Source organism: Pseudomonas sp. SDO52101_S400 (assembly GCF_054071635.1).
Window position 1 is genome coordinate 98,393 of the sequence record NZ_JBSVWF010000002.1, and the last position, 24,657, is coordinate 123,049.

At 61.3% G+C, this 24,657-nt stretch carries 24 protein-coding genes and 1 pseudogene; 12 read left to right on the forward strand and 13 right to left on the reverse strand.

The features are described 5' to 3' along the window. The first annotated feature begins 234 nt into the window (after positions 1–234). Positions 235–1,524 (forward strand): hypothetical protein, encoded by a 1,290-nt coding sequence (locus tag ACW9HX_RS01180; RefSeq protein ID WP_457379151.1) that lies wholly within the window; start codon positions 235–237, stop codon positions 1,522–1,524. A gap of 74 nt (positions 1,525–1,598) precedes the next feature. Continuing rightward, complete coding sequence (gene nhaB / locus ACW9HX_RS01185; RefSeq protein WP_457379152.1) at positions 1,599–3,101, forward strand: sodium/proton antiporter NhaB; 1,503 nt, start codon at positions 1,599–1,601, stop codon at positions 3,099–3,101. A gap of 45 nt (positions 3,102–3,146) precedes the next feature. On the opposite strand, the gene ACW9HX_RS01190 is transcribed toward nhaB, so the two are convergent. The 3 genes from ACW9HX_RS01190 to gnd are packed head-to-tail and all read right to left on the reverse strand — an operon-like array spanning position 3,147 to position 6,453. Then, positions 3,147–3,956, reverse strand: a complete 810-nt coding sequence (locus ACW9HX_RS01190) for an HAD family hydrolase (RefSeq protein ID WP_457379153.1) — start codon at positions 3,954–3,956, stop codon at positions 3,147–3,149. Further along, positions 3,953–5,476: a glucose-6-phosphate dehydrogenase gene (gene zwf, locus ACW9HX_RS01195; RefSeq protein ID WP_457379154.1), complete on the reverse strand. Its 1,524-nt coding sequence runs from the start codon at positions 5,474–5,476 to the stop codon at positions 3,953–3,955. The genes ACW9HX_RS01190 and zwf overlap by 4 nt, the downstream gene beginning before the upstream one ends. Next, on the reverse strand, positions 5,473–6,453 hold the full coding sequence (gene gnd, locus ACW9HX_RS01200; protein WP_457379155.1) for a phosphogluconate dehydrogenase (NAD(+)-dependent, decarboxylating): 981 nt from the start codon (positions 6,451–6,453) through the stop codon (positions 5,473–5,475). Before gnd ends, zwf begins: the two co-directional genes overlap by 4 nt. 272 nt (positions 6,454–6,725) lie before the next feature. Between gnd and ACW9HX_RS01205 the strand changes: the two genes are divergently transcribed. From ACW9HX_RS01205 to ACW9HX_RS01220, 4 genes and pseudogenes are all read left to right on the forward strand, one after another. Continuing rightward, positions 6,726–6,908, forward strand: a complete 183-nt coding sequence (locus ACW9HX_RS01205) for a DUF6026 family protein (protein WP_457379156.1) — start codon at positions 6,726–6,728, stop codon at positions 6,906–6,908. Positions 6,909–7,122: 214 nt separating this feature from the next. Continuing rightward, the gene (locus tag ACW9HX_RS01210; RefSeq protein WP_457379157.1) at positions 7,123–8,871 is read left to right on the forward strand and encodes a phosphoethanolamine transferase CptA; all 1,749 of its coding nucleotides are present in this window, start codon (positions 7,123–7,125) and stop codon (positions 8,869–8,871) included. Positions 8,872–9,017: 146 nt separating this feature from the next. Then, a pseudogene (locus ACW9HX_RS01215) lies at positions 9,018–11,011 on the forward strand (TonB-dependent siderophore receptor). A 164-nt stretch (positions 11,012–11,175) separates the two neighbouring features. After that, a complete protein-coding gene (locus ACW9HX_RS01220; protein ID WP_085731093.1) occupies positions 11,176–11,382 on the forward strand; it encodes a hypothetical protein in 207 nt (68 codons plus the stop codon). A gap of 85 nt (positions 11,383–11,467) precedes the next feature. Here the strand turns inward: ACW9HX_RS01220 and ACW9HX_RS01225 are convergent, their stop codons facing one another. The 7 genes from ACW9HX_RS01225 to ACW9HX_RS01255 form a co-directional block, all read right to left on the reverse strand. Continuing rightward, on the reverse strand, positions 11,468–11,965 hold the full coding sequence (locus tag ACW9HX_RS01225; protein WP_457379158.1) for a GNAT family N-acetyltransferase: 498 nt from the start codon (positions 11,963–11,965) through the stop codon (positions 11,468–11,470). A 98-nt stretch (positions 11,966–12,063) separates the two neighbouring features. Continuing rightward, positions 12,064–12,645, reverse strand: a complete 582-nt coding sequence (locus ACW9HX_RS01230; protein WP_457379159.1) for a DinB family protein — start codon at positions 12,643–12,645, stop codon at positions 12,064–12,066. Between the two features lie 17 nt (positions 12,646–12,662). Next, the gene (gene zapE / locus ACW9HX_RS01235; RefSeq protein WP_457379160.1) at positions 12,663–13,781 is read right to left on the reverse strand and encodes a cell division protein ZapE; all 1,119 of its coding nucleotides are present in this window, start codon (positions 13,779–13,781) and stop codon (positions 12,663–12,665) included. 22 nt (positions 13,782–13,803) lie between these two features. Then, positions 13,804–14,145: a nuclear transport factor 2 family protein gene (locus ACW9HX_RS01240; protein ID WP_457379161.1), complete on the reverse strand. Its 342-nt coding sequence runs from the start codon at positions 14,143–14,145 to the stop codon at positions 13,804–13,806. A gap of 52 nt (positions 14,146–14,197) precedes the next feature. Continuing rightward, positions 14,198–14,914 (reverse strand): helix-turn-helix transcriptional regulator, encoded by a 717-nt coding sequence (locus ACW9HX_RS01245; protein ID WP_457379162.1) that lies wholly within the window; start codon positions 14,912–14,914, stop codon positions 14,198–14,200. Positions 14,915–15,091: 177 nt separating this feature from the next. Beyond that, positions 15,092–16,051 carry an agmatinase gene (speB, locus tag ACW9HX_RS01250; protein ID WP_457379163.1) on the reverse strand — a complete coding sequence of 320 codons (960 nt, stop codon included), beginning with the start codon at positions 16,049–16,051 and terminating at the stop codon, positions 15,092–15,094. 28 nt (positions 16,052–16,079) lie between these two features. Next, positions 16,080–17,171: a polyamine ABC transporter substrate-binding protein gene (locus ACW9HX_RS01255; RefSeq protein ID WP_457379164.1), complete on the reverse strand. Its 1,092-nt coding sequence runs from the start codon at positions 17,169–17,171 to the stop codon at positions 16,080–16,082. 99 nt (positions 17,172–17,270) lie between these two features. Between ACW9HX_RS01255 and ACW9HX_RS01260 the strand changes: the two genes are divergently transcribed. The 4 genes from ACW9HX_RS01260 (at position 17,271) to ACW9HX_RS01275 (ending at position 20,885) form a co-directional block, all read left to right on the forward strand. Next, positions 17,271–18,170, forward strand: coding sequence for a LysR family transcriptional regulator (locus ACW9HX_RS01260; RefSeq protein WP_457379165.1), 900 nt, complete (start codon positions 17,271–17,273; stop codon positions 18,168–18,170). Between the two features lie 99 nt (positions 18,171–18,269). Further along, positions 18,270–19,736, forward strand: a complete 1,467-nt coding sequence (locus tag ACW9HX_RS01265) for a nucleobase:cation symporter-2 family protein (RefSeq protein WP_457379166.1) — start codon at positions 18,270–18,272, stop codon at positions 19,734–19,736. 71 nt (positions 19,737–19,807) lie between these two features. Next, the gene (locus ACW9HX_RS01270; protein WP_096820297.1) at positions 19,808–20,281 is read left to right on the forward strand and encodes an LEA type 2 family protein; all 474 of its coding nucleotides are present in this window, start codon (positions 19,808–19,810) and stop codon (positions 20,279–20,281) included. 52 nt (positions 20,282–20,333) lie between these two features. After that, on the forward strand, positions 20,334–20,885 hold the full coding sequence (locus ACW9HX_RS01275; RefSeq protein ID WP_457379167.1) for a GNAT family N-acetyltransferase: 552 nt from the start codon (positions 20,334–20,336) through the stop codon (positions 20,883–20,885). On the opposite strand, the gene ACW9HX_RS01280 is transcribed toward ACW9HX_RS01275, so the two are convergent. Next, complete coding sequence (locus ACW9HX_RS01280) at positions 20,875–21,798, reverse strand: carbon-nitrogen hydrolase family protein (protein ID WP_457379168.1); 924 nt, start codon at positions 21,796–21,798, stop codon at positions 20,875–20,877. The genes ACW9HX_RS01275 and ACW9HX_RS01280 overlap by 11 nt on opposite strands. Before the next feature lie 84 nt (positions 21,799–21,882). Between ACW9HX_RS01280 and ACW9HX_RS01285 the strand changes: the two genes are divergently transcribed. Continuing rightward, complete coding sequence (locus ACW9HX_RS01285) at positions 21,883–22,797, forward strand: LysR family transcriptional regulator (protein WP_457379169.1); 915 nt, start codon at positions 21,883–21,885, stop codon at positions 22,795–22,797. On the opposite strand, the gene ACW9HX_RS01290 is transcribed toward ACW9HX_RS01285, so the two are convergent. Continuing rightward, entirely contained in the window at positions 22,798–23,052 is a 255-nt protein-coding gene (locus ACW9HX_RS01290) for a hypothetical protein (RefSeq protein ID WP_007957535.1), read from the reverse strand. A gap of 153 nt (positions 23,053–23,205) precedes the next feature. Here ACW9HX_RS01290 and ACW9HX_RS01295 point away from each other — a divergent pair, with 153 nt between their 5' ends. Then, a complete protein-coding gene (locus tag ACW9HX_RS01295; protein WP_096820293.1) occupies positions 23,206–23,523 on the forward strand; it encodes a DUF883 family protein in 318 nt (105 codons plus the stop codon). Positions 23,524–23,577: 54 nt separating this feature from the next. Here ACW9HX_RS01295 and ACW9HX_RS01300 read toward each other — a convergent pair whose 3' ends face one another. Continuing rightward, a complete protein-coding gene (locus ACW9HX_RS01300) occupies positions 23,578–24,609 on the reverse strand; it encodes an Ldh family oxidoreductase (protein WP_457379170.1) in 1,032 nt (343 codons plus the stop codon). Positions 24,610–24,657: the final 48 nt, after the last annotated feature.

Here is a 24,657-nt window from a genome sequence, read left to right on the forward strand (position 1 = left end):
GTTGCTGAATCTTTTTAAACTTCAGCCTGTTTGCACAACTTCCCCAAATCCTTTCGCGCCTGAATGCTTGGCAGGCTTGCGACTGGTTCCAAAAGACACTGTTCTGGCACAGTACGACCCTCCACCTGTTAGTTCTGTCAGTTGTACTTGCGCGTATACAGGGATTGAATGTTTCGCTCATGCAGTTATCGACCCGGCTCCCGGATATCGGTCAACTTGCAAGGAGAAGCATGCATGTCAACCCAGACCGCTATTGCGCTCCCGACGCTAGCGAATGACGCCGGACAACTCGACAAGACGTTTGCCAACAACGGCGTGGCCCAGGTTTATTTTGCCGGCTGCACGTCCAGCCTGACCCAACATGTGGCAACCGATCCGCAAGGTCGCATCCTGATCGCAGCCAAGGTCGGCACGCCTCAAGGCAGCCGATTCGCCCTGGCCCGCCTGCTCAGGGACGGCTCGGCAGATCTTGGTTTCGGCTTTCAAGGCAGCGTGATCGGCCAGTTCTCCCCCGGTTTCGAGGCCACAGGCAGCAAGGTTCAGGTATTGCCTGACGGGCGAATCCTGCTCGCAGGGCTGCATTACGAATCCGAACATCGCACCCTGCCCGCCCTGGCGCTGTTCGATGCGCACGGTCAGCCGGCCCCGGAGTTCGGCGAAAACGGCCGAAAAATCGTGCGTTTGCCCGGCGAGCTGTCCATGGGCACCCGCGATACCTGGCTCCCGCCAGGCGTTCCGGGGGCAGAAGCCTGCGATTTCGCCGTCCAGAATGATGGACATATTCTGTTGATTGCCAACCACCACTGCTCATTGGCCGATCACGTCGGCATGCTGATCCGTGTCACACCCGATGGTGACCTGGACAAAACCTTCAATGGCCGAGGTTTTGTGATGGTCCGGCACCTGCTGCTCAACACCTGGCTGGGTGGTTTGTTGCTGCAAGAGGACGGAAGAATTGTGGTGGCCGGCGCGATCGGCTTTCCCCAGGAAGGCCTGCTCGCACGTTACCTGCCGGACGGACAGCTCGACGAACGCTTTGCACTGGACGGTTTCCTGGCCTTCAACGCTCAGGGGCACAGCGCGCTGGTCAGTCAGGTCATCGAATCCTCGGAGCGTTTGCACTGCTTCGGCAGCAGCCGCGACCCGATCAGGGGCATGGCACTGTCAATCCACAGCAATGGTCGCCCCGACCTGCACTGCAATAACGGTCAGCCCACCCTATTGGACATCGGCCCCAGTGGCTGCCAGTGGAGCGCCGCGCAACGCATGTCGGACGGCCGGCTGATTGCGGCGGGCGCGACGATTGGCGGGGTCGAGGCCGATTTCATCGTCGCCCGCTATCTGGTCGACGGTCGTCTCGACCCAGTCTTCGGCGCAGGTCGCGGCTGGTTGCGTACGCGCCTGGGCCGCAGCCTCGACACTGCCACCTCGCTGGCGGTGGAACCGGAAGGCGGAATCCTGGTCGGCGGTTATTCACTGGATGGTAACTACCGTGCAGTGGTGGTGCGCTATCTGAATCCATAAACAGAAACTTCCCACACTTGATCTTGCTCGACGCTTACGGCAACTTGCGCGCTTCTTAAAGCAAGGAGCAACCGATGTCCGGTTCGATGGTCCAGGCGTTCGCGCACAACTTTCTAGGGCATTCGCCCCGCTGGTACAAGGCGTGCATCGTCGGGTTCCTGATTCTCAATGCCCTGGTGCTGTGGTCCGCAGGCCCTGTCGCCGCCGGCTGGCTGTTGGTGATCGAATTCATTTTCACCCTGGCGATGGCGCTCAAGTGCTACCCGCTGATGCCCGGCGGTCTGCTGCTGATCGAAGCCCTGTTGTTGAAGATGACCACACCCCAGGCGCTGTACGAAGAGTTGCAGCACAACTTCCCGGTGATTCTGCTGTTGATGTTCATGGTCGCCGGCATCTATTTCATGAAGGACCTGCTGCTGTTCCTGTTCTCGCGCCTGCTGCTGGGCGTGCGTTCGAAGATGCTGTTGGCGCTGATGTTCTGCTTTTTGTCGGCGTTTCTTTCGGCCTTTCTCGACGCACTGACCGTAACCGCCGTGATCATCAGTGCAGCTGTCGGCTTCTATTCGGTCTACCACCGGGTCGCCTCCGGCAACGATCCACGCCAGGACAGCGAATTCAGCGACGACCAGCACTTGCCCAAGCTGCATCACGAAGATCTGGAACTGTTCCGCGCCTTCCTGCGCAGCCTGCTGATGCATGGCGCCGTCGGAACCGCGCTGGGTGGCGTCTGTACGCTGGTCGGCGAGCCGCAGAACCTGCTGATCGGCCATGAGATGGGCTGGCACTTCGCCGAGTTTTTCCTCAAGGTCGCGCCGGTTTCCCTGCCTGTGCTGATGGCCGGTCTGTTGACCTGCATGCTGCTGGAGAAGCTGCGCTGGTTCGGCTACGGCACCTTGCTGCCGGACAACGTCCGCGCCGTACTCGCCAATTACGCCGCCGAGGACAACGCCGAACGCACCCCGCGTCAACGTGCTGCGCTGTTGGTACAGGGTGCTGCCGCATTGATCCTGATTGCCGGGCTCGCATTTCACATCGCCGAAGTGGGCCTGATCGGCCTGATGGTCATTGTCCTGATCACCGCTTTTACCGGCATCACCGACGAGCATCGTCTGGGCAACGCCTTCAAGGACGCCATGCCGTTCACCGCATTGCTGGTGGTGTTTTTTGCCGTGGTCGCGGTGATCCATGACCAGCAACTGTTCGCGCCGTTGATCCAGTGGGTGCTGGCACTGCCCGCCGAGCAGCAACCGGGGATGCTGTTCATCGCCAACGGCCTGTTGTCGGCCATCAGTGACAACGTGTTCGTGGCAACGATCTACATCACTGAAGTGAAACAGGCGTTCCTGTCCGGGCACATGACTCGTGAACACTTCGAGACGCTGGCGATTGCGATCAACACCGGCACCAACCTGCCGAGCGTGGCGACGCCCAATGGCCAGGCTGCGTTCCTGTTTCTGCTGACTTCGGCGATTGCGCCACTGGTGCGGTTGTCATACGGTCGGATGGTGTGGATGGCATTGCCCTACACCGTAGTGATGGGTTTGCTGGGCTGGTATGCCGTGAGTTACTGGCTGTAGAAACAACAACGGGAGCCCTTGGGCTCCCGTTGTTTTATGCGTAGATCAGCGCGGCAAAATGTATTTGTCGATGGCTTGCGCCACACCGTCCTCGGTGTTCGGCCCGGTCACCACGTCTGCCTGACGCTTCACCGCATCCTCGGCCTGCCCCATGGCAATCGACAGACCGGCGACATGAAACATCGCCGGATCGTTGCCGCCATCGCCAATCGCTACAGTCTGCGCCAACGGCACGCCCAGATGCTCGGCCAGTGTGGCCAGTGCTGCGCCCTTGTTGGCCTCCAGCGCCGTCACGTCCAGATACACCGGCTGCGAACGCGACACCTGTGCCATGCCCTCGACCTTCGCCAGCAACCGCGCCTCCAGTTCGATCAACAGCTCGGTGTTGTTGCTGGTCGCCACGATCTTGTCGATGCGCTCCAGGTACGGCTCGAAACTCTCGACGACCACCGGCGGATAACCGAGGCCATGCTGCTCGCGCGGGACCATCGGCCCGTGCGGATCCTTGAGCAGCCAGTCACCGCCGCTGAACACCCAGATTTCGACATCCGGCTGATCGGCGAACAGCGCCAGTGCCGTCAACGCTGCCGTGGCCGGCAGGTAATGAGCGACCAGAATGCTGCCGTTCGGATTGACGATGGTGCCGCCGTTGAACGCAGCGGTCGGCAGATCGACACCCAGGGCTTCGATCTGTTGCAGCATGGCTTTGGGCGGACGCCCGGTGGCGAGGCTGAACAGAATGCCAGCTTCGCGCAGCGCTCGGACGGCATCGATAGTGCGCTGGCTCAGGCTGTGATCGGGCAGCAACAACGTGCCGTCCATGTCGCTCAGCAGAAAACGGATTGGCTCACTCATCCGAGACCATGCCAGACGCGACCATCGCGAGTCAGCAGATCATCGGCAGCCTGAGGCCCGTCTTCGCCGGCGGCATAACTCTGCACGCTCGCGTCCTGTTGCCAGGCGTCGAGGAACGGCTGCACCGCACGCCAGCCATTCTCGATGTTGTCGGCGCGCTGGAACAGCGTCTGGTCACCGGTCAGGCAGTCGTAGATCAGGGTTTCGTAGCCGGTGGACGGCTGCATTTCGAAGAAATCCTTGTAAGCGAAACCCAGCTCGATATTGGCCATGTTCAGGGCCGGCCCCGGTCGCTTGGCCAGCAGGTCGAACCACATGCCTTCGTTAGGCTGGATCTGGATGCGCAGGTAGGTCGGCTGCAATTCATCGACTTCGGTGTCACGGAACTGCGCATACGGCGCCGGTTTGAAGCAGATGACGATCTCGGTGTCGCGCACGCTCATGCGCTTGCCGGTGCGCAGGTAAAACGGCACGCCAACCCAGCGCCAGTTGTCGATCATCACCTTGAGCGCCACGTAGGTTTCGGTGGTGCTGTCGGGCGAGACGTTGGCTTCTTCGCGATAGCCGGCCAGCGGCTTGCCATCGATTTCGCCAGCGCTGTACTGACCGCGCACCGAGTTGGCCCGCGCCTCTTCGGTGGTCCACGGACGGATCGCGCCGACCACCTTGGCCTTCTCGCCGCGCACCGCATCGGCGCCGAACGCGGCCGGCGGCTCCATCGCCACCATCGCCAGCAACTGGAACAGGTGATTGGGCACCATGTCCCGCAAGGCGCCGGTGTGTTCGTAAAAGCTGCCACGGGTCTCGACGCCGACGGTCTCGGCGGCGGTGATTTGTACGTGGTCGATGTAGTGATTGTTCCAGAACGCTTCAAACAGGCTGTTGGAGAACCGGCTGACCAGAATGTTCTGCACGGTTTCCTTGCCCAGGTAGTGATCGATCCGGTAGATCTGCTTTTCCGACATGACCTTGAGCAGGCAGGCGTTCAACGCCTCGGCGGTCTGCAGGTCGGAGCCGAACGGTTTTTCGATCACCACCCTTCTGAAAGCTTCGGGTGTTTCCTCCAGCAAACCGGCGCTGCCGAGACGGCGCACCACTTCGCTGAAGAAACGCGGTGCGGTGGCCAGGTAGAACACCGCATTGCCGGTGCCGCTGTCGGCGATTTTCGCCGCCAGCGCGGAATAAGTGCTGTCGTCCAGGAAGTCGCCCTGAACGTAGCTGATACCTTTGGCGAGCTTGGCCCACAAGGCCGGATCAAGTATCTGATCGCCCTTGCCGACCTTCGCCGCCACTTCGGTGCGGATGAAGTCCTCGAGCTTTTTGGCGAAGGCTTCATCCGTGATCGCGTTGTGGTCAACGCCGACGATCCGCAGGCCATCATCCAGCAGGCCGTCGCGACTCAGGTTGTACAGCGCCGGCATGAGCAGGCGCTTGACCAGATCACCGTGGGCGCCGAACAGAAACAGCGTGGTCGGTGGCGCGGGTTCTGCCTTGGATTTCCTGCGGATCGTATGGGTCATTTCTTCGCAGTCTCCACGTGGCCGCCGAAGCCGAAGCGCTGGGCCGAGAGGATCTTGTCACCGAAGGTGCCCTGACCACGGGAGCGGTAGCGCGAGAACAGCGAGTTGGACAGCACCGGTACCGGCACCTTTTGTTCCATGGCCGCTTCGATGGTCCATTGACCTTCGCCGCTGTCGGCCACGGAGCCGGAGAAACCGTCGAGTTTCGGGTCGACCGCCAGAGCATCGGCGGTCAGGTCGAGCAGCCAGGACGACACCACGCTGCCACGACGCCAGACTTCGGCGATGTCGGCCACGTTCAGGTCGAAACGCTGGTCCTCCGGCAGAAGCTCGCTGGACTTGGTCTTGAGGATGTCAAAGCCTTCGGCGAAGGCCGCCATCATGCCGTACTCGATACCGTTGTGGATCATCTTGACGAAGTGACCGGCACCGGCGGGACCGGCGTGGATATAGCCGTGCTCGGCGCGGTGGTCATCGGATTTGCGGTCCTTGGTGCGCGGGATGTCGCCCATGCCCGGCGCCAGAGCGGCGAACAGCGGGTCCAGACGCTTAACGGTCTCGGCATCGCCGCCGATCATCATGCAGTAGCCGCGCTCCAGGCCCCACACGCCGCCGGAAGTGCCGACGTCGATGTAGTGCAGGCCTCTCTCTGCCAGCGTTTTCGCCCGGCGGATGTCGTCCTTATAGTTGGTGTTGCCGCCATCGATGATGGTGTCGCCCGCCTCAAGCAGAGTGCTCAGGGTTTCGATGGTGTCTTCGGTCGGTGCGCCGGCCGGCAGCATGACCCACACGGCACGCGGCTTGGCCAGGCCTGCGACCAGGGCAGGAAGATCGGCGACTCCGGTAGAGCCCTCGGCGGCCAGGGTGTCGACAAAGGCGGTATTGCGGTCGTAAACAACGGTGGTGTGACCGTTGAGCATCAGACGCCGTGCAATATTGCCGCCCATGCGGCCCAGTCCAATAATCCCGAGTTGCATGTGCTGATGCTCCTTACTACAAATAAAAGTGTGTCAAAGGTTATAGCCCAACGCTGTCATGGAGGTTAGTCCAGAGCGTCGGTGTGAAGTTTCCGGGCATTGTGCCCGATCCAGACTGATAACGTCGGGAAACGTGCCGAAGACACAACGACCATGAAAAATAAAAAAGTTCCATTCACGAGCAAAAGAAACCAAAATCGGCGCCGATAGCAGGTCAAGGCTCGAAACCGGAGCTGATCTGCAGTTGAGACACGCCATTTGCGAGGTGAGCAATGGGCACAGTACACACAGCAATGCCGCCACAAACCCTGTATGTCACGATCCGTCGCGATGAACTGCGTCAGTTGAAAGACGAACGCGACCAGCTGAAACAGGAACTCGCGCAACTGCGCCTGATGACCCAGAGCCTCCAGCCGCAGCCTCTGCCGGTCGTACAGCGTTCCCCGCACGCCTGATTGCCCGCCTGTTCCGGGAACGGCTGCCCTGCCGTTCCCGACATGATTCGCCCTCCGCCACTTGCCGCAACTCACAAAGTTTTCACATTCGCTTGTTGATACTCCGGCCGATTCTGCCGTGCGTGTCTGCGCGCGGCTTCCGTTCGTCGGTTTTCATGCTCTCGTTTCATGAAGTGCCCCGACGGTGGCAATGGTGACTGAGTTGGAGTGCTGAATGGCATTGTTCAAACGCAGCAAGACTGCTGCGGCAGGTTTTGACTGGGCCGGGCTCATCTGGCTGTTTGTTTTCTTCTGGTACTTCTCCGGTATCACTCAACTGTTGATTCAGCTGACCGGCACTTCCGGCTTCACCGGCTTCCGCCAGGCGTTCGTGATGAGCGCGGTGTGGCTGGCGCCGATGCTGCTGTTCCCCAAACGCACCCGTTTGCTTGCCGCCGTGATCGGCGTGGTGCTGTGGGCCTGCTCGATGGCCAGCCTGGGCTACTTCTTCATTTATCAGCAGGAATTCTCCCAGAGCGTCATCTTCATCATGTTCGAATCGAACGTGTCGGAAGCTGGCGAGTACATGACCCAGTACTTTGCCTGGTGGATGATCCCCGCGTTCCTCGCTCACACCGCGTTCGCCTACTTCCTGTGGACCCGTCTGCGTCCGGTCTACATGCCTCGTGGCCGAGCCTTCGTGGCGGCCATGGCGATTCTGATCGCGGTAGTCGGTTACCCGCTGATCAAACAGACCCAGCGCACCGGCAGCTTCGCCGGCGGTTTCGAGAAGTTCGAAACCCGCATCGAACCGGCCGTGCCTTGGCAGATGGCCGTGGCCTATCACCGCTACCTCGAAACCCTGGGCGAAATGCAGGGCATGCTCGACAGCGCGAGCAAGATCCCGCCGCTGCACAACCTCAAGGACGCCGGCGCCAATCAGCCTGCGACCCTGGTGCTGGTGATCGGCGAGTCGACCAACCGTCAGCGCATGAGCCTCTATGGCTATCAGCGCAAGACCACGCCGGAACTGGACAAGCTCAAGGATCAACTCTCGATCTTCGATAACGTCGTCACCCCGCGCCCGTACACCATCGAGGCGCTGCAACAGGTGTTGACCTTCGCTGACGAAGAGAACCCGGATCTTTACCTGTCCACGCCGTCGCTGGTCAGCATGATGAAACAGGCCGGCTACAAGACGTTCTGGATCACCAACCAACAGACCATGACCAAACGCAATACCATGCTCACGACCTTCTCCGAACAGGCCGACGAGCAGGTGTACCTGAACAACAACCGCAATCAGAACGCCGCGCAATACGACGGCGACGTGATCGAACCGTTCAACAAGGCCCTGACCGATCCGGCACCGCGCAAGCTGATCGTCGTGCATCTGCTCGGTACGCACATGAGCTACCAGTATCGTTATCCGCCGACCTTCGACAAGTTCCAGGATCGCGATGGCGTGCCGGCCGGTGTGCGTGACGACCAGGTACCCACCTACAACAGCTATGACAACGCGGTGCTCTACAACGACTTCGTGGTCTCGAGCCTGATCAAGGACTACGCCAAGTCCGATCCGAACGGCTTTTTGCTGTACCTCTCCGACCACGGTGAAGACGTGTTCGATTCGGCGGGCCACACCACCCTGGGCCGTAACGAAAACAAACCGACCGCGCCGATGTACACCATTCCGTTCATGGCGTGGGCGTCGCCGAAGTGGCGTGAAAACCACGACTGGAGTTTCGCCGCAGACTTGAGCCGGCCTTACAGCAGCGCGCACCTGATCCATACCTGGGCGGACCTGGCCGGCTTGAGCTTCGATGAGCTGGACCGCAGCAAAAGCATCGTCAGCGACAGCTTCAAGCCGCGTCCGTTGTTGATCGGCAACCCTTACGAACGCGAACAACGGGCACTGATCGACTTCAGTCTGATGAAGCCGAAAAAGCCCGACGAAGCGCCTAAGGAAGTCGTCAAGCAGTAACCTGGAAAGGGCCGGAAACGGCCCTTTTTTCATGCTGTCGCAACACCTAGAAATGACAATATTTCTCGTTTGTCACTAAATCGCACTCCCCCTCTTCGTCTTTGAACCAAAGGAATTTTTCCCTCGAAGACAAGGAGTCGGCTGCGATGTTCGCGCCCATCACCCGTTCCATGACCCTCACCCTGGGCCTGTGCAGTGCTGCATTGAGCCCTGATCTGCTGGCTGAAACCGACAGTGAAAAGCAGCCTGAGCCCGGCGTTCCGGCACTTGAACTGGCCTCAACCAACGTCACTGCCCAAGGCCTGGGTTCCACGACCGAAGACACGGCGTCCTACACCACCGGCGCCATGAGCACAGCGACGCGGTTGAACCTGTCGATCAAGGAAACCCCGCAATCGGTGTCCGTGGTGACCCGCCGGCAGATGGATGATTTCAAGCTCGGTACATTGTCCGAGGCCATGAGCCAGACCACGGGCGTTGTGGTCCAGCATTACGACTCCGACCGGGTCAACTATTCGTCTCGCGGCTACTCGATCAACAACTTCCAGATCGACGGGATGCTCAACACTTTCAGCCGGATGAAATCCGATTCCGACACGATCATCTATGACCGCATCGAAGTGGTACGGGGCGCCACCGGCCTGACTACCGGCGCGGGCGATCCCTCGGCCACCATCAACATGGTCCGCAAGCGCCCCACTGCGCAGTTGCAGGCGCTGGCCGGGGTCAGCGGCGGCAGCTACGACGATTACTACAGCTACGTGGACGTGGGCGGCCCGCTTGCTTTCGACGGCCGTTTGCGCGGACGCAGCGTGCTGGCGTATCGCGACAGCCAGTCGTTTCGTGACCACTACGCGCTGCAACGGGAAGTCGGTTACGGCATCCTCGAAGGCGACCTGACGGACTCGACCGTGCTGGCGGTCGGCTACGACTATCAGGACAAACAAGTGCAGGGGAGCTCCTGGGGTACCGTGCCGTACTGGAACGCCGACGGTGGCAAGGCAGGCCTGGGCCGCTCGACCAACATGGCGACGTCGTGGAGTTCCTGGCCGATCAAGGACAAGACCGCCTTCGCCACCCTCGACCAGGCACTGGCGGGCGGCTGGCACTTGAAAGCGGCCTACACCCATCGCCAAAGCGGAAATACATGGGCGATATCGCCAAATTCCCCGACACCGTCACCGGCTTGACCGGCTCCACCTCCAGCACCCGGCAGAAAGCCGGATACCTTGCCACTCGCCTGAGCTTCACCGACGACTTGCATGCGGTGCTTGGCAGCCGCTACGGCAGCTGGAAGGCGTCGAAAGCCGACAATACGTATGACGACAATCGTCAAGTGAGCGCGGTCGACGCCAGCCGCCAGCAACACAACGACATGTGGACGCCGTACGCGGGGCTGCTCTACGACTTGACGCCGGAATACACGGTGTATGCCAGCTACACCGACATCTTCAATCCTCAGGATTACCGCGACGCCAATCGCAAATTCCTTGAGCCGGTGGTCGGCAGCAACTATGAAATAGGCCTCAAGGGCAGCCTGCTGAACGAACGCCTGAACCTGGCCACGGCGGTGTTCTGGAGCAAGCAGGACAACGTCGCCGAGCTCGACGACTCGGTACCACCGGATCCGGTCACTGGCGAGGAGTTCTACAAGAGCGGCGGCAAAGGCAACAAGGTCAACGGCTTCGAAGCCGAGCTCTCGGGCGAAATCCATGACGGCTGGAACATGACCGCCGGCTACACCTACACCCACGCACTCAACGGCGAGAAAAACCGCACCAACACCAACCAGCCGCTGAACATGCTTCGCCTCTCCACCGCTTATCGCTTGCCGGGCGACTGGAGCGCCCTGACCGTGGGCGGCGCGGTGAACTGGCAGAGTGACGTCTACGGCAATTCCAACCGCCCGGTCGGACGCGGTGCCAATGGCCGGGTCATCACCGAACGGACACGGATCAGCCAGGGCGCCTATTCGGTGGTCAAGCTGATGTCACGCTATGAATTCGACAAACACCTGTCGGCGTCGCTGAACGTCGACAACCTGTTCGACAAGAAGTACTACGACAACGTCGGCTTCTACAACGGCGTGTTCTGGGGCGATCCACGAACGGTGACGCTGAGCCTCGACTGGAAACTCTGACGCCCTTCCCTGCGATCTGCACGCGTCACCGGCGCGTGCAGCATTCGCCCGCCCCTTGGAAACAATCACGCGCGTTAACCCGTGGTTAATACCCTCGCCGGACACTGCGCCCCGAGGTTCTGATTCATGGATGAACGGCTCCGATTTTTTTAGTAGGAGGCACCATGAAAACCACGACTGCAATCCTTGCCGGTCTACTCGCCATTGCATCCGCCAGCGCTTTCGCCGAGGGCGGTGCCGAGCGGATGAGATACCACTGGGAGAACTTCCCGGTCCACACCGAACAAAGCCAGCAGACAGACACGAAAGCCAATGAGCTTCGCGTCCCGGACGACCAGACCGCGCAGGTCACCGAGCACTACCGTCCCTGATGCAGACCGGTTTACCGATGGACCTGCGATAGTTCCGCTCTGGCTTCGCAGATGACAGTTGGGCGCCCTTTTCGGGCGCCTTTTTTTATGCCTGCAGTTCCTTGATCCAGAACAGCATGCGGCCGTGACTCGGGTCGAACATGCCCGGCGCAAAGCCGAATTTGGCGTAGGAACCCTGGGCCACGGCATTGCCTTCGAGCACTTCCAGGGTGATCTTGCAGCAGCCACGCTGACGGGCGATTTCCTCGACCTTGCGCAGCATTTTCTGGCTCAGACCCAGGCCTCGAAACTTCGAAACCACCGACACGTCATGGACGTTGACCAGTGGCTTGCAGGCAAAGGTCGAAAACCCTTCGAAGCAGTTGACCAGCCCTGCCGGTTCACCGCCGACAAACGCCAGGACGCTGAACGCGTGAGGTCGCTTGGCCAGTTCTGCGGGCAGTTGCTGCAACAGTTCAGGGGCAATCGGCTGGCCGCCGCCCATCGGGTCTTCGGCGTAATGATTGAGCACCACACCGATGGCCTCGGCATGCAGCGGGTTGGTATAACTGGCTTGAAGTACAAGAATCTCTGCGGAATCCATTTCCATCCTCGATCGCACGGGGCCCCGGCACGTTTGATACGCACTGATAGGCTGTCCGACCTTAGCGCGAGGCAGCCCCCGGCCACAACCCGGCCGTTTCAGTGGCCCCAGATCAGTTCTTCCGTCCAGCCCAGTTCGGCGAAATCCTCGGCCCGCAAACCTGATTCGCCGGCACAGAAAAACTCATCCAGTTGCGGCGGCTTCACCGGCGTGCCGCTGAGCATGGCGTGGACCTGGCCACGATGGTGGATCTGATGTTCGAACAGATGAGAAATCATCCGCAAACGGCTGTCGTGCTGCGGCGTGTCGCGGGCAATGGTGACGATGCGGCTCAGTTCGGCATCGCGCAGTTGCTCGCAATAAGCGATCAAGCGGCGGTCGACGTGCGCCTGCTCACGGCGCAGGGCCTGCGCCTCGGTGAAGGGTTCGTCTGCGTTGAAAAACACGTAGCAATCGGGATGCGGCTCATCACCACGCAACTCGCGCTCCAGCGCATCGACGTAGAACCAGTCGCAGGTGAGGATGTGATTGAGGGTCAGGCGAATGCTCGGGAAAAAACTGACTCGAGGCGCCGCCAATTGCACGTCGTCGAGTTGCAGCCAGGCCTTGGCCAGTCGATGGTTGGCCCAGGCGTTCTGATAGGCCATGGTCAGCAAGTGATGGGACAGTGGCTGAGTCATGTCGCGCCCTCCGCGCATCAAGTGTCGGCAAAGCGTTGCAGCTGCATCTCCAGCAAGCGGCTGAGGGTCCGGCGGAACGGGAACTCCAGATAACCCTCGGTGTACAGCGATTCCATCGGCACCTGAGCCTCGATGTACAGCGGCACCTTGCGGTCGTAGCACTCGTCGACCAGGGCAATGAAGCGCCGCACACCGTCATCGTGCACCGACAGTTGCGGCAACTCGCGATCGCCGGCCACCACGCGTTCGGCGCCGTCTTCGGTGCCACGGGCGATCCGCCCTTCGCGCTTTTGTGCGCTCAGGTTCGGCACCTCGCTCAACAGGATAGCCCGGTAGGTGTCGCACAGCGCGATAAAGTCCATGGCGGCGAACGGCTGCTCGCACAGATCAGCGTAACGGCACCACAGCACCGACTCGCTGGCCTTCACCACATTCAAGGCCCGGTAGCCCACCGGCACTGGCTCAGAGCTGGCGCTCTGCCCGACCGTCAATGTTTCGAATACTTTGAGCAATTCGCAATCCTGATCCGGCGTCGCCACCCAGTAACGTTGTTCGAGGGTTCCTGGATGCAAGCGGTGATCTTCAGCGCCGTTCACCGCGACCACCTGCATGTGTTGCTTGATCGCGGTGATCGCCGGCAGGAAGCGGTCGCGGTTGAAGCCGTCGGCATACAACTGATCCGGCGGCAGGTTGGAGGTGCAGACCACCACCACGCCTTCGTCGAACATCACCTGGAACAACCGGCCAAGGATAATCGCATCGCCGATGTCATTGACGAACAACTCATCGAAGCACAGCACCCGCACTTCGGCCGCCAGTTCCCGAGCCAGGGCCCGCAATGGATCGGCGATCCCGGTCAACTGAAAGGAACGCTGATGGACCCAGCCCATGAAGTGATGAAAGTGCTGACGTCGGGCCGGCACCCGCAGGCTTTGATGAAACTGGTCCATCAGCCAGGTCTTGCCGCGCCCGACCGGTCCCCACAGATAAACGCCAGTGACCGAACGGGCACCGGCGTGCAGGGCTTCATGGCATTTTTGCAACGCCCAAACCGCGTGCTCCTGGGCTTCATCCTGGATGAAGCCCTTGTGCTCGACGGCATGTTGCCAGGCGCTTAACGGAGAGTCGAAAGTCATGCGCGGCAGTATGCCACGATGGCTACACGGAAATATCCAGCCGTGCGATTTTGCCCTGCTCGTTGAGGCGGAAGGTGTAGCGCAACTCCAGCGGACTACCGGGAAACGTCCCGGAAATCAGCCCTTGCACCAGCACTTTGCCGGTCCGCTGCTGCACGCCCAGCACTTCGACCCGTGGCTGATAGCGTCGGGCGGTGTCTTGCATCCAGTCGGCGATGGCTTGCGGGCCGACCTGATGATGGCCTTCATCGAACACATGGGCATCCTCGGCAAAAAAACTGCCGACCCGGGACGTATCGCGAGCATTCGCGGCGTTGATGTACTCAACGATGGCCGGGGCGAGTATCGAGGTAGGATGGAACATGAGTGCAGCTCCTTGTTTTCGGGTTCTGTCGCCATCCTAGAACAGCCCTGCGTCAGTTTTTGTCAGGAGTGAAACGCCCGTTTTCGTCCAGTTGCATCTGCCGTTGCCAGGTGCGCAACAGGTCACTGCGACGCCCAGGATAGCGCTCGCCCTGCAGGCTGGCCGCCGAGATCCGGTCGGTTCGGAACGTGCGATACGCGCTGCGCAACTCGCACCACGCAACAATGATCCGCACCTCATTGAGAAACCCCAGCGCCAGCGGCCAGATCAACCGCTGGCTCGGCACCTGCTGTGCGTCGGCGTAATCGATGTGCAGCTTGGACTGATCGCGGATCGCCTGACGGAACACATTCAACGGCACCGCGTTCTGCGGGAAACCGTAACCGGGCGGTCCGGGCATCACCGTCGGATTGCGCATAGCCTCCTGAGCCTGCGGATCCAGCACGGCGGCGATTTTTGCCAGGGCATCCGCCGCCGCTTTGCTCAGGACCTCGTCGCCACGCTGATCGACATAGCGCAGGCCCAGGACGATGGCTTCGGTTTCGTCTGCATTGAGCATCAAGGGCGGCAGAAACAGACCGCTGCGCAACACATAACCGATGCCCGCCTCGCCGTGGATCGGTGCACCGAGCGCCGTCAATTCGGCGATGTCGCGATAGAGGGTGCGCTCGGAGATTTCCAGCTCGGATGCCAGCGACGCCGCAGTAACCGGGCGTTTCTTGCCACGCAGCACTTGCAGAAGGGTCAACAGGCGAGTGGTTCGCGACACGGCATGAGGCTCTGTACGGAAATTTGCCGGAGCTTAGCAGAGCCTGGTGTCAGAAATTGTCAGGAGCAACGTGGGAGCGAGCCTGCTCGCGAAAGCGGTGTATTAGACACCGATCAGTCGACTGAACTGACGCCTTCGCGAGCAGGCTCGCTCCCACAGGGGTGTGTTGTGGCTGGCCTATATATCAACTTTGTGCCGGGCTGCGTAAAGGCACAACATTTCCATCGCCAGCGTCGCCGCTGCCAGTGACGTCACGTCCGCATGGTCGTAGGCCGGCGCCACTTCCACCACGTCCATCCCCACCAGATTGATCCCGCGCAATCCGCCAAGGATTTCCAGTGCCTGCACCGTACTCAGCCCGCCGCAAACCGGCGTCCCGGTGCCCGGTGCGAAAGCCGGATCCAGACAGTCGATGTCGAACGTCAGGTACACCGGGTTGTCCCCGACCCGCGCACGAATCGCCTCGACAATCGCCTCGCAGCCACGGCGATGTACCTGCCGCGCGTCCAGCACCTGAAAGCCCTGATGATCGTCATTGGTGGTGCGCAAACCGATCTGCACCGAGCGCGCCGGATCCACCAGCCCTTCCCGCGCCGCGTGCCAGAACATGGTGCCGTGATCGACCCGCTTGCCGCCCTCGTCCGGCCAGGTGTCGCTGTGGGCGTCGAAGTGGATCAGCGACAGCGTGCCGTGCTTGCGCGCGTGGGCCTTGAGCAGCGGATAGCTGATGAAGTGGTCGCCGCCGAAAGTCAGCATGGCGCTGCCGGAGCTGAGGATGTGTTCGGCATGGGCCTCGATGCTTTCCGGGATTGTGTGCGGCGAGCCGTAATCGAAGTCGCAATCGCCGTAATCGATGACCGCCAGATGATCGAACGGGTCGAACGCCCATGGCCAGTGGCGTTCCCAGGCGATCCCGGTGGACGCCGCACGAATCCCCCGCGGCCCGAAACGGGCGCCAGGACGGTTGCTGGTGGCGGTATCGAACGGCACGCCGCTGACCGCAACGTCAACGCCGCGCAAGTCACGGCTGTAACGCCGGCGCATGAAACTGGTGATCCCGGCGTAGGTGCTTTCGGCAGCGGTGCCGTAGAGGCTGTCACGGGTCAGGGCCTGATCGTTCTGCATTGGCACGTCCATCGGTCTGCTCCTTTGGTGTTATCCAGCGTTATTGATGGCTACGGAAAGTGGTCCACAAGCGCGTGCGCTGGCGCATGTCCTTGAGGCTCATGCTGCGGTCGGCGTACAGCCGCTGGCGCACGTCCGCTTTGGGAAAGATGTCGGGATCGTTGCGCACCGCTTCGTCCACCAGCGGCGTGGCGGCCTGGTTGGCGGTGGCGAAGAACAGCGTATTGGTCAGCGCCGCCACGGATTCGGGGCGCAACATGAACTCGATGAACGCCCGCGCGGCTTCCGGGTGCGGCGCGTCCTTGGGGATGGCCAGGTTGTCCTGCCACACCAGCGTGCCTTCTTTCGGGATCCGGTACGCGACTTCGAACGGCTTGTTGGCCTTGCGCGCCTGATCGGCGGCCATGCTCGCGTCACCGTTGTAGGTCAGCGCCAGGCACACGCTGCCGTTGGCCAGATCGCTGATCTGCCGCCCCGTGGCAACGTAGAGCACCGAGGGCTGCAACTTCTGCAACAAGGCTTCGGCGGCGGCCAGATCGTTTTTGTCGGTGCTGTAGGGATCCTTGCCGAGGTAGTGCAGCGCCAGGCCAATCACTTCCTGCGGCGAGTCGAGAATGGCGATCCCGCAGTCCTTGAGCTTGCTGGCATTTTCAGGCTTGAACAGCAGATCGAGGCTGTTGAGCGGCACATCCGGCAGCCGCTGCCTGACCGCTTCGACGTTCATGCCCAGGCCCAGCGTGCCCCAGGTGTAAGGCACACCGTAGCGATTGCCCGGATCCACGGCCGCCAGTTTTTCCAGCAGATCAGGATCGAGATTGGCGTATCCCTTGAGCCCCTCGTGAGGGATTTCCTTCAGCGCGCCGGCGGCCAATCCACGGGCCAGCACGCTGGATGATGGCACCACCACGTCGTAGCCGCTGCCGCCGGTGAGCAGTTTGGTCTCCAGCACCTCGGAGGTATCGAAAGTGTCGTAGCGCACGTGAATGCCGGTTTCCTTTTCGAAGCGCTGCAGGGTTTCGGGCGCCACGTAATCGGCCCAGCTGTAGAGGTTGAGCGTCTTGTCCTCGGCCTGGGCGGCGATGGAGACAGAGAGCAACAGCGCGGGGAAACACAGCTTGAACAAGGGAGCCATGACGAACACCTGACCAGAGGAAGTGGTGGCAGGATGCGCCGTCGGATACATTGGAAAAATATCAAGTTAATTAACCTGACTTTATGCTGGAGTAATGTGATGCTCGGTCAGCTCCACGATGTCGATTTGCAGCTGCTGCGCCTGTTTCTCGGGGTGGTCGAATCCAATGGTTTCAGTGCCGCCCAGGGTGAGCTGGGGCTGAGTCAGTCGAGCATCAGCCAGCAAATGGCCAAGCTTGAGACCCGACTCGGCTATCGGGTCTGCAACCGTGGCAAGGGCGGTTTCAGCCTGACGCCCAAAGGCGAACAACTGCTGATTGCCGCCCGCAGTCTGTTCGATTCGATCGAGACCTTCCGTCATCAATCCAACGGCGTTGCCGGGCGCCTGATCGGCGAAGTGCGTCTGGGCTTATCGGAAGCAGTCGACCAATCGGTGCTGCAACGGGTGGCCGAAGCGATCCGGCGTTTTCGCGAACGGGACGAATCGGTGCGCATCGAGCTGATCAGCGCCATGCCCGGCGAAATGGAGCGCCTGTTGCTGCAACAGCGGCTGGACCTGGCCATCGGTTACTTCTCCCAGGTGCAGAGCGCCTTCGACTACCGCGAACTGTTCAGCGAAACCCAGCATCTGTATTGCGCGCCCGGCCATCCGCTGTTCACCGACGATGCTCCCAGTGACGCAGCGTTGCTGGCCTGCGACCGGGTCGATCACCCGTATCGGTTCCTGCGCAGTGACGAGCCGTTCCAGGGCAAGCTCTGCTCGGCGCGCTCGGAACAGGTCGAAGGCACCCTCGCCTTCATTCTGTCCGGCAAACACGTCGGTTATCTGCCCAACCATTACGCTCGCCAGTGGCAGGATAAAGGCCTGTTGCGCCCGGTGCGCGAAGGCGAGTTGAGCTTTGACGTGGCGTTTCATCTGGCCCGCCATCGGGCGCAGGTGCCGGGAGATGCACAGAAAGCGTTTGAGCAGGATTTGCTCTTCGCCTTTGGTCGAACCTGACCTTTTGGGCAGTTTTAATGCGTTGCCCTCGCCCCTCGCTTACGGCATCCTGCGCACCCATTTTCCGACCCGGCCCCGCATTGCGGCACGCAAACCACCATGACCGTCTCTGAAAAAGCCCCGCGCAACAACGATCTCATCTACGGTCTGAACGACCGTCCGCACTTCACCGCGACGGTGTTTGCCGCGCTGCAACACGTGTTGGCGAGCTTCGTCGGCATCATCACCCCGACCCTGATCATGGGCGGCGCCCTCGGCCTGCAAAGCGAAATCCCGTACCTGATCAGCATGGCGTTGTTCGTGTCCGGCCTCGGCACCTTCGTCCAGGCCAAACGTTTCGGCCCGGTCGGTTCCGGCCTGCTGTGCCTGCAGGGCACCAGTTTTTCCTTCATCAGCGTGATTCTCAGCGCCGGCTTCATGGTCAAGGCCCGGGGCGGCGGCACCGATGAGATCCTGTCGACGATCTTCGGCGTGTGCTTCTTTGCCGCGTTCATCGAAGTGGTGCTGAGCCAGTTCATCGGCAAACTGCGCATGCTGATCACCCCGGTGGTGACCGGCACCATCATCACGCTGATGGGCCTGTCGCTGATCAAAGTGGCGATGACCGACATTGCCGGCGGTTTCGGCGCGGCGGATCTGGGCGCGGCCAGTCATGTGTTCCTGGCGGCGCTGGTGCTCGGCACCATCGTGGTGTTGAACCGGGTTGATGTGCCGTTCCTGCGCCTGGGCGCGATCGTCATCGGCCTGACCCTCGGCTACGTGGTGGCGTGGCTGATGGGCACCGTGGATTTCGCCAACCTGCCCGAAGTGCCGGTGGTCAGCGTGCCGGTGCCGTTCAAGTACGGCTTCAACTTCGACTGGGTGGCGTTCGTGCCGGTGGCGGTGATTTTCCTGGTGTCGCCGCTGGAGGCCGCCGGTGACCTGACCGCCAACTCGATGATCTCCCGGCAACCGGTCAAAGGCCCGCTGTACATCCGCCGGATCAAGTCCGGCTTGCTGGCCGACGGCCTCAACTCGGCCATGGCCGCGGTGTTCAACAGCATGCCGATGGTGACGTTCGCCCAGAACAACGGAGTGATTCAGCTCACCGGCGTGGCCAGCCGTTACGTGGCGTTTTTCATTGCCGGCCTGCTGGTGCTGCTGGGGCTGTTCCCGATGATCGGCGCGGTACTGCAACTGATGCCGAAACCGGTACTCGGCGGCGCGGAACTGGTGATGTTCGGTACCGTGGCCGTGGCCGGGATCAAGATCCTCGCCGAGGCCGGCCTGCATCGGCGCAACATGCTGATCGTGGCGATTTCCGTCGGCATGGGCCTGGGTATCGCCGCCGTGCCGGAAGTGCTGCGCGAACTGCCGCAGGCGCTGCGCAACATCTTCGAGTCGCCAATCACTGTTGGCGCGCTGTGTGCGATCGTGCTGAATATTTTCCTGCCGGAAGAATTCATCGAACTGGAAGAGGATGACTTCGACCCGGAAGCCTCTATCCTTCAGGTCATGGAAAACCCGGACGTACCGGCCAAAGGTGAACCTGCCTCTACGGCCGCTGTCGCACAGTTGAACCGTTGATCCTGTCCGCTCAATAAAAAAAAGGGCTGATACCGGCAACGGTTCAGCCCTTTTTCAATGAGAGAGCATCAATGCGCCGCATCCAAGCCGTCATCCTGTCCCTGCTTCTGCTCTCCCTCAGCGCCTGTGCGCTGTTTCCCAACCGCGATCCGGTGAACATCAACGTGGTCGGCGTCGAACCGCTGCCGAGCCAGGATCTGGAAGTTCGCTTCGCCATCAAGCTGCGGGTGCAAAACCCCAACGAAACCGCCATCGACTACAACGGCATCGCGCTGGATCTTGACGTGAACGGTCATTCGTTCGCTTCCGGTGTCAGCGACCAAAGCGGTTCCATTCCACGGTTCTCCGAAGCCATCGTCAGTGTGCCGGTGAGCATCTCGGCGTTCTCGGTTTTGCGCCAGACCCTGGGCCTGAGCCAGACCCAAACCCTCGACAACCTGCCTTACGTATTGCGCGGCAAACTGGCGGGCGGTGTGTTTGGCACCATGCGTTTTGTCGACAGCGGCAAGCTCAGTCTGCCCAAGGCCAGTGCCGCAACCTGGTAAAGATGCGGTAGCCTGCACGGCTCACTGACAGAAACAGGGAAGCCGCAGGTTTATGGAAGACACCCCAACGTTGTACACCGAACGGCTGATTCTGCGTCCTCTGGAGCTGGCGGACGCCGAGGCCATCCAGCAGCAGTTTGCGCACTGGGAAGTGGTGCGTTATCTGAACGCCTTCGTGCCCTGGCCTTATCCGGACGACGGCGCCCTCACCTACCTGCGTGACATTGCGCTGCCGGCGATTGCGGCGGGCAAAGAGTGGCACTGGACGATTCGCCTCAAGTCGGCACCAGAGCAATTGATCGGCAACATCAGCCTGATGGACGAACCGGACAACCATCGCGGGTTCTGGCTCGCACCAGCCTGGCAGGGCCAGGGCTTGATGACCGAAGCCAGCGAAGTCGTCACCCGGTACTGGTTCGAAACTCTCGATCAACCGGTGCTGCGCGCGCCGAAAGCCGCACCGAACCTTGGTTCGCGAAAGCTCTCGGAGCGCACCGGCATGCGCTTGATCCGCTCCGATGAGGACAACTTCGTCGGCGGTCGCTTCCCCCGGGAGATCTGGGAAATCACCCGTGAGGAGTGGCAACAGCGCCTCAAGCGGTGAAGCGCACTCCGGGTTTGGCCCGCTCGTCCACGCTCAGTTCGAACACATCCGGCCGTGCATAGTGGCCGACCACGTCGTAGTCGTAGCGAGCCCGCACCAGTTCATCGGTATCGATCTCGGCGGTGAGCAAGCCAGCCTCACCGCGTAACGGCCCGGCCAGTACATCGCCCATCGGCCCGACGATCACACTGCCACCGGCAATCAGTGGTCGATCCCCGGGCCAGTTGGCGATCTCCACGCCCAGTTCGTTCGGCGAGGCCTGCACCTGGCAGGCGCTGACCACAAAGCAGCGCCCTTCATGGGCTATGTGGCGCATGCTCACTTGCCACATCTCGCGCTCATCCACGGTCGGCGCACACCAGACTTCAATCCCTTTGGCGTACATCGCCGTGCGCAGCAGCGGCATCATGTTTTCCCAGCAGATCACTGCGCCGAGCTTGCCGACCTGAGTGTCGAGCACCGGCAAAGTCGAACCATCGCCCTTGCCCCAGATCAGTCGTTCGGTGCCAGTGGGCATCAGTTTGCGGTGCTTGGCCACCAGCCCCGCCTGCGGGTCGAAATACAGCGCGGTGCAATGCAACGTGCTGCCCGCCCGCTCGATCACCCCAATCACCAGATTGGCGCCAGTGCGCGCCGACAGTCCGGCCAGCGCTTCGGTCTCTGCGCCTGGCACATCGATGGCGTTGGCAAAGTAACGGGCGTAAGCCTCGCGTCCTTCCGGCAGGCGATAACCCAGTTGCGTGCCGAAGCCCTCACCTTTCGGATAACCGCCGAGCAACGCTTCGGGCATCACCACCAGCGCTGCGCCGGATTCGATGATCGCGGTTTCCCAGCTCAGGATCTGTTCCAGGGTCTCAGCCTTGCAGCCGGGCAAGGCGCCGATCTGCAGGGCGGCAACGATTGATTTGGGCATGACGGTCACTCCGTGAAGTTCAGGTGTTGCTCATTCTCCGGCGCCACAGGATCATGAATAAAGCCTGACTCACTGCTGAATGATATGAACCAAATGAATATCGCCACCGTCGATCTCAACTTGTTGAAAGTCTTTGAAGCGTTGCATGAAGAATCCAGTGCGAGCCGCGCGGCGTTGCGTCTGGGCGTGACCCAATCGGCGGTCAGCGCAGCGTTGCGCCGGTTGCGCGAGGTCTATGGCGATCAATTGTTCGTGCGCACCGGCCGGGGATTGGCACCGACCCTCAAGGCCAATCAGTTGAAACCGGTGGTCAGCGACGCCCTGAACAAATGCCGGCAAAGCCTGGCAATGGTCGATCCTGCTGCAAATCATTACGAGGGCCGTTCGGTCGCTGTGGGGCTGTCGGATGATTTCGAGATTGCTTACGGACGACGCTTGATCGAGGAAATCGAACGAAGCGCTCCGAAACTGCGCCTGATCTTCCGCCAGACCCACAGCCAGATCGTCGCCCGAGCCCTGATGGAGCGCAGCATCGATCTGGCGATCACCGCCGGTGGATTCGCCGAGCGGCTGCTCAGTCGTCAGGTGTTGGGTGAAGGGGGTTACGCGTGCCTGGTGGATCCGGCGAGCCTGGCGCCAGGCCAGCAGCAGATCGGTCTGGAAGAGTTTGTCGCCCGCGAGCACATTCTGGTGTCGTCGGGTGGTTTTATCGGGATCACCGATGAAGGGCTGGCCGCGCTGGGGCTGACTCGCCGGGTCTGCGCCTCGACCACGCATTTTGCGGCATTACCGCACCTGCTCAAGGGCAGCGCCAGTGTGGCGACCATCCCGACCCACGCGGCGCAGGCGATTGCGTCACTGAGCGGGCTGGCGCTGCTGCCCTGCCCGCTGGCGCTGCCACGCTACCCGATCGAACTGGGCTGGCGCACCAATGCCCAGATCGATCCGGTGGTACTGAAAGTGCGCGAAGCGATTGTCGCCAGTTTCAAGACCGAATGATTACTTGTTGGCAGCCATCAGCCGGTTGACTTCACTGCGCACCATGTTGGCGAACTCCGGCGGCGACATGCCGTCCAGTTCGGCGCGAACGAATTCGGCCCATTTGCCCTTGCGCTTGGAGCGCTCGCCGAACAATCGCGCGGCTTCGCCCTTGGCTTTGCCCAGATTGTTCTGCCAGAGTTCGAACAGTCGGGATTTCTCGTCTTCCAGCGCAGCGCGCTCTGCGAGGGATTTGTCGGCCAGATTGAAACTCATGGGGAATTACCTGCTGCATGAAATGGCGACATCTTACACGCTGGACGGAAATCTCCGGCGCTGGTTTTTCTTCCTGACAGAAATTCGCTGCAACTTTTCAAGCAGCGCCACACTCCATTGTTCACTGTCCATTCACCTGCAAGGAGTCACCCAATGGCCCGCAAAAGCGCCGTTCAAGCCGCTGAAGACCAAATCAAGGATCAAGCGTTCAGCGAACTTCAGGCTCTGATCGAAGAGTCGGACAAACTGCTCAAAAGCAGTGCCTCACTGGTTGGCGAAGAAGCGGAGACCCTGCGCGGACAAATCGCCCTGAAATTGCAGCAGGCGCTGGACTCGGTATCCAGCGTGCGTGACCGCACCAAACCGGCGGTCGATGCCACCGAAAACTACATCGGCGGCCACCCTTGGCAGACCGTGGCGATCTCCGCCGGGTTTGGCCTGGTGGTCGGTTTGTTGCTCGGCCGGCGTTAAGCGATAGACACAAAAAAGGCGAGCCCATCCGGCTCGCCTTTTTCATGCCCGGCCTCAAAGCCCGGCCAGCTCCCGTAACTGCGCCAGCGTCGTGTCGTCCAGCGCGATACCCTGCGCCAAAGAACGGGCCCGCTGCAAATGCCGCCGATCACCCGGCAAACGCTTGAGCCCTACCCCATGCATCTGCCTGACCAGTTCCTGACTGCGTTCGGCGAAGTTCTGCCCGGCGGTCTTGCTCGGGTCGATCACGATCAGCAACTGCCCGGTCCACGGGGTCTTGGCCCCGGGATGGTTCTTCCAGTCGAATTCGAACGAGAAATTGCCACCGGTCAGCGCGGCGGCGAGCAGCTCCACCATCATCGACAGCGCCGAGCCTTTGTGCCCGCCAAACGGCAGCAATGCGCCGCCCTCCAGAATCGCCTTCGGGTCGCAAGTCGGCTGGCCGAGGCTGTCGACGCCCATGCCAGCCGGCAACTTCTCGCCCTTGCGTGCGGCGATCTGCACGTCGCCATGGGCGATGGCACTGGTAGCCAGATCGAAAACGATCGGCGCACCGTCGGCCCGGGGGGCGGCGAAGGCAATCGGGTTGGTGCCGAACAACGGCCGGTCGGCGCCGTGCGGCACCACACAGGTCATGCTGTTGACCACGCTCAGCGCCACCAGGCCTTCGTCGGCGAAAGGCTCGACGTCCGGCCACAGCGCGGCGAAGTGATGGGAATTACGGATCGCCAATATCGCGATCCCGGCACTGCGGGCCTTTTCCACCAACAGTGGACGCGCCGCCGCCAGCGCAGGTTGGGCGAAACCATTATCAGCATCGACACTGACAAACCCTGAAGCCACGTCCTCGACCTTCGGCACGGCCTGGCCGTTGACCCAGCCGCTGTTGAGGGTCGAGACATAACCGGGAATCCGGAATACGCCATGACTGTGAGCACCGTCCCGCTCGGCGTTGGCGCAATTGGCGGCCAGCGTCCTGGCGACCTCGGTCGAGGTGCCGTGACGGGTGAAAATCGCTTCCAGCAGTTGAGTCAGCTCGTCCAGAGACACCGTGGACGAGTTCGCATGATCGTGTGGCGCAGACATCTGAAGCTCCATTGTGGTTTTTGGAGGGAACAACAGCGTACGGACAAC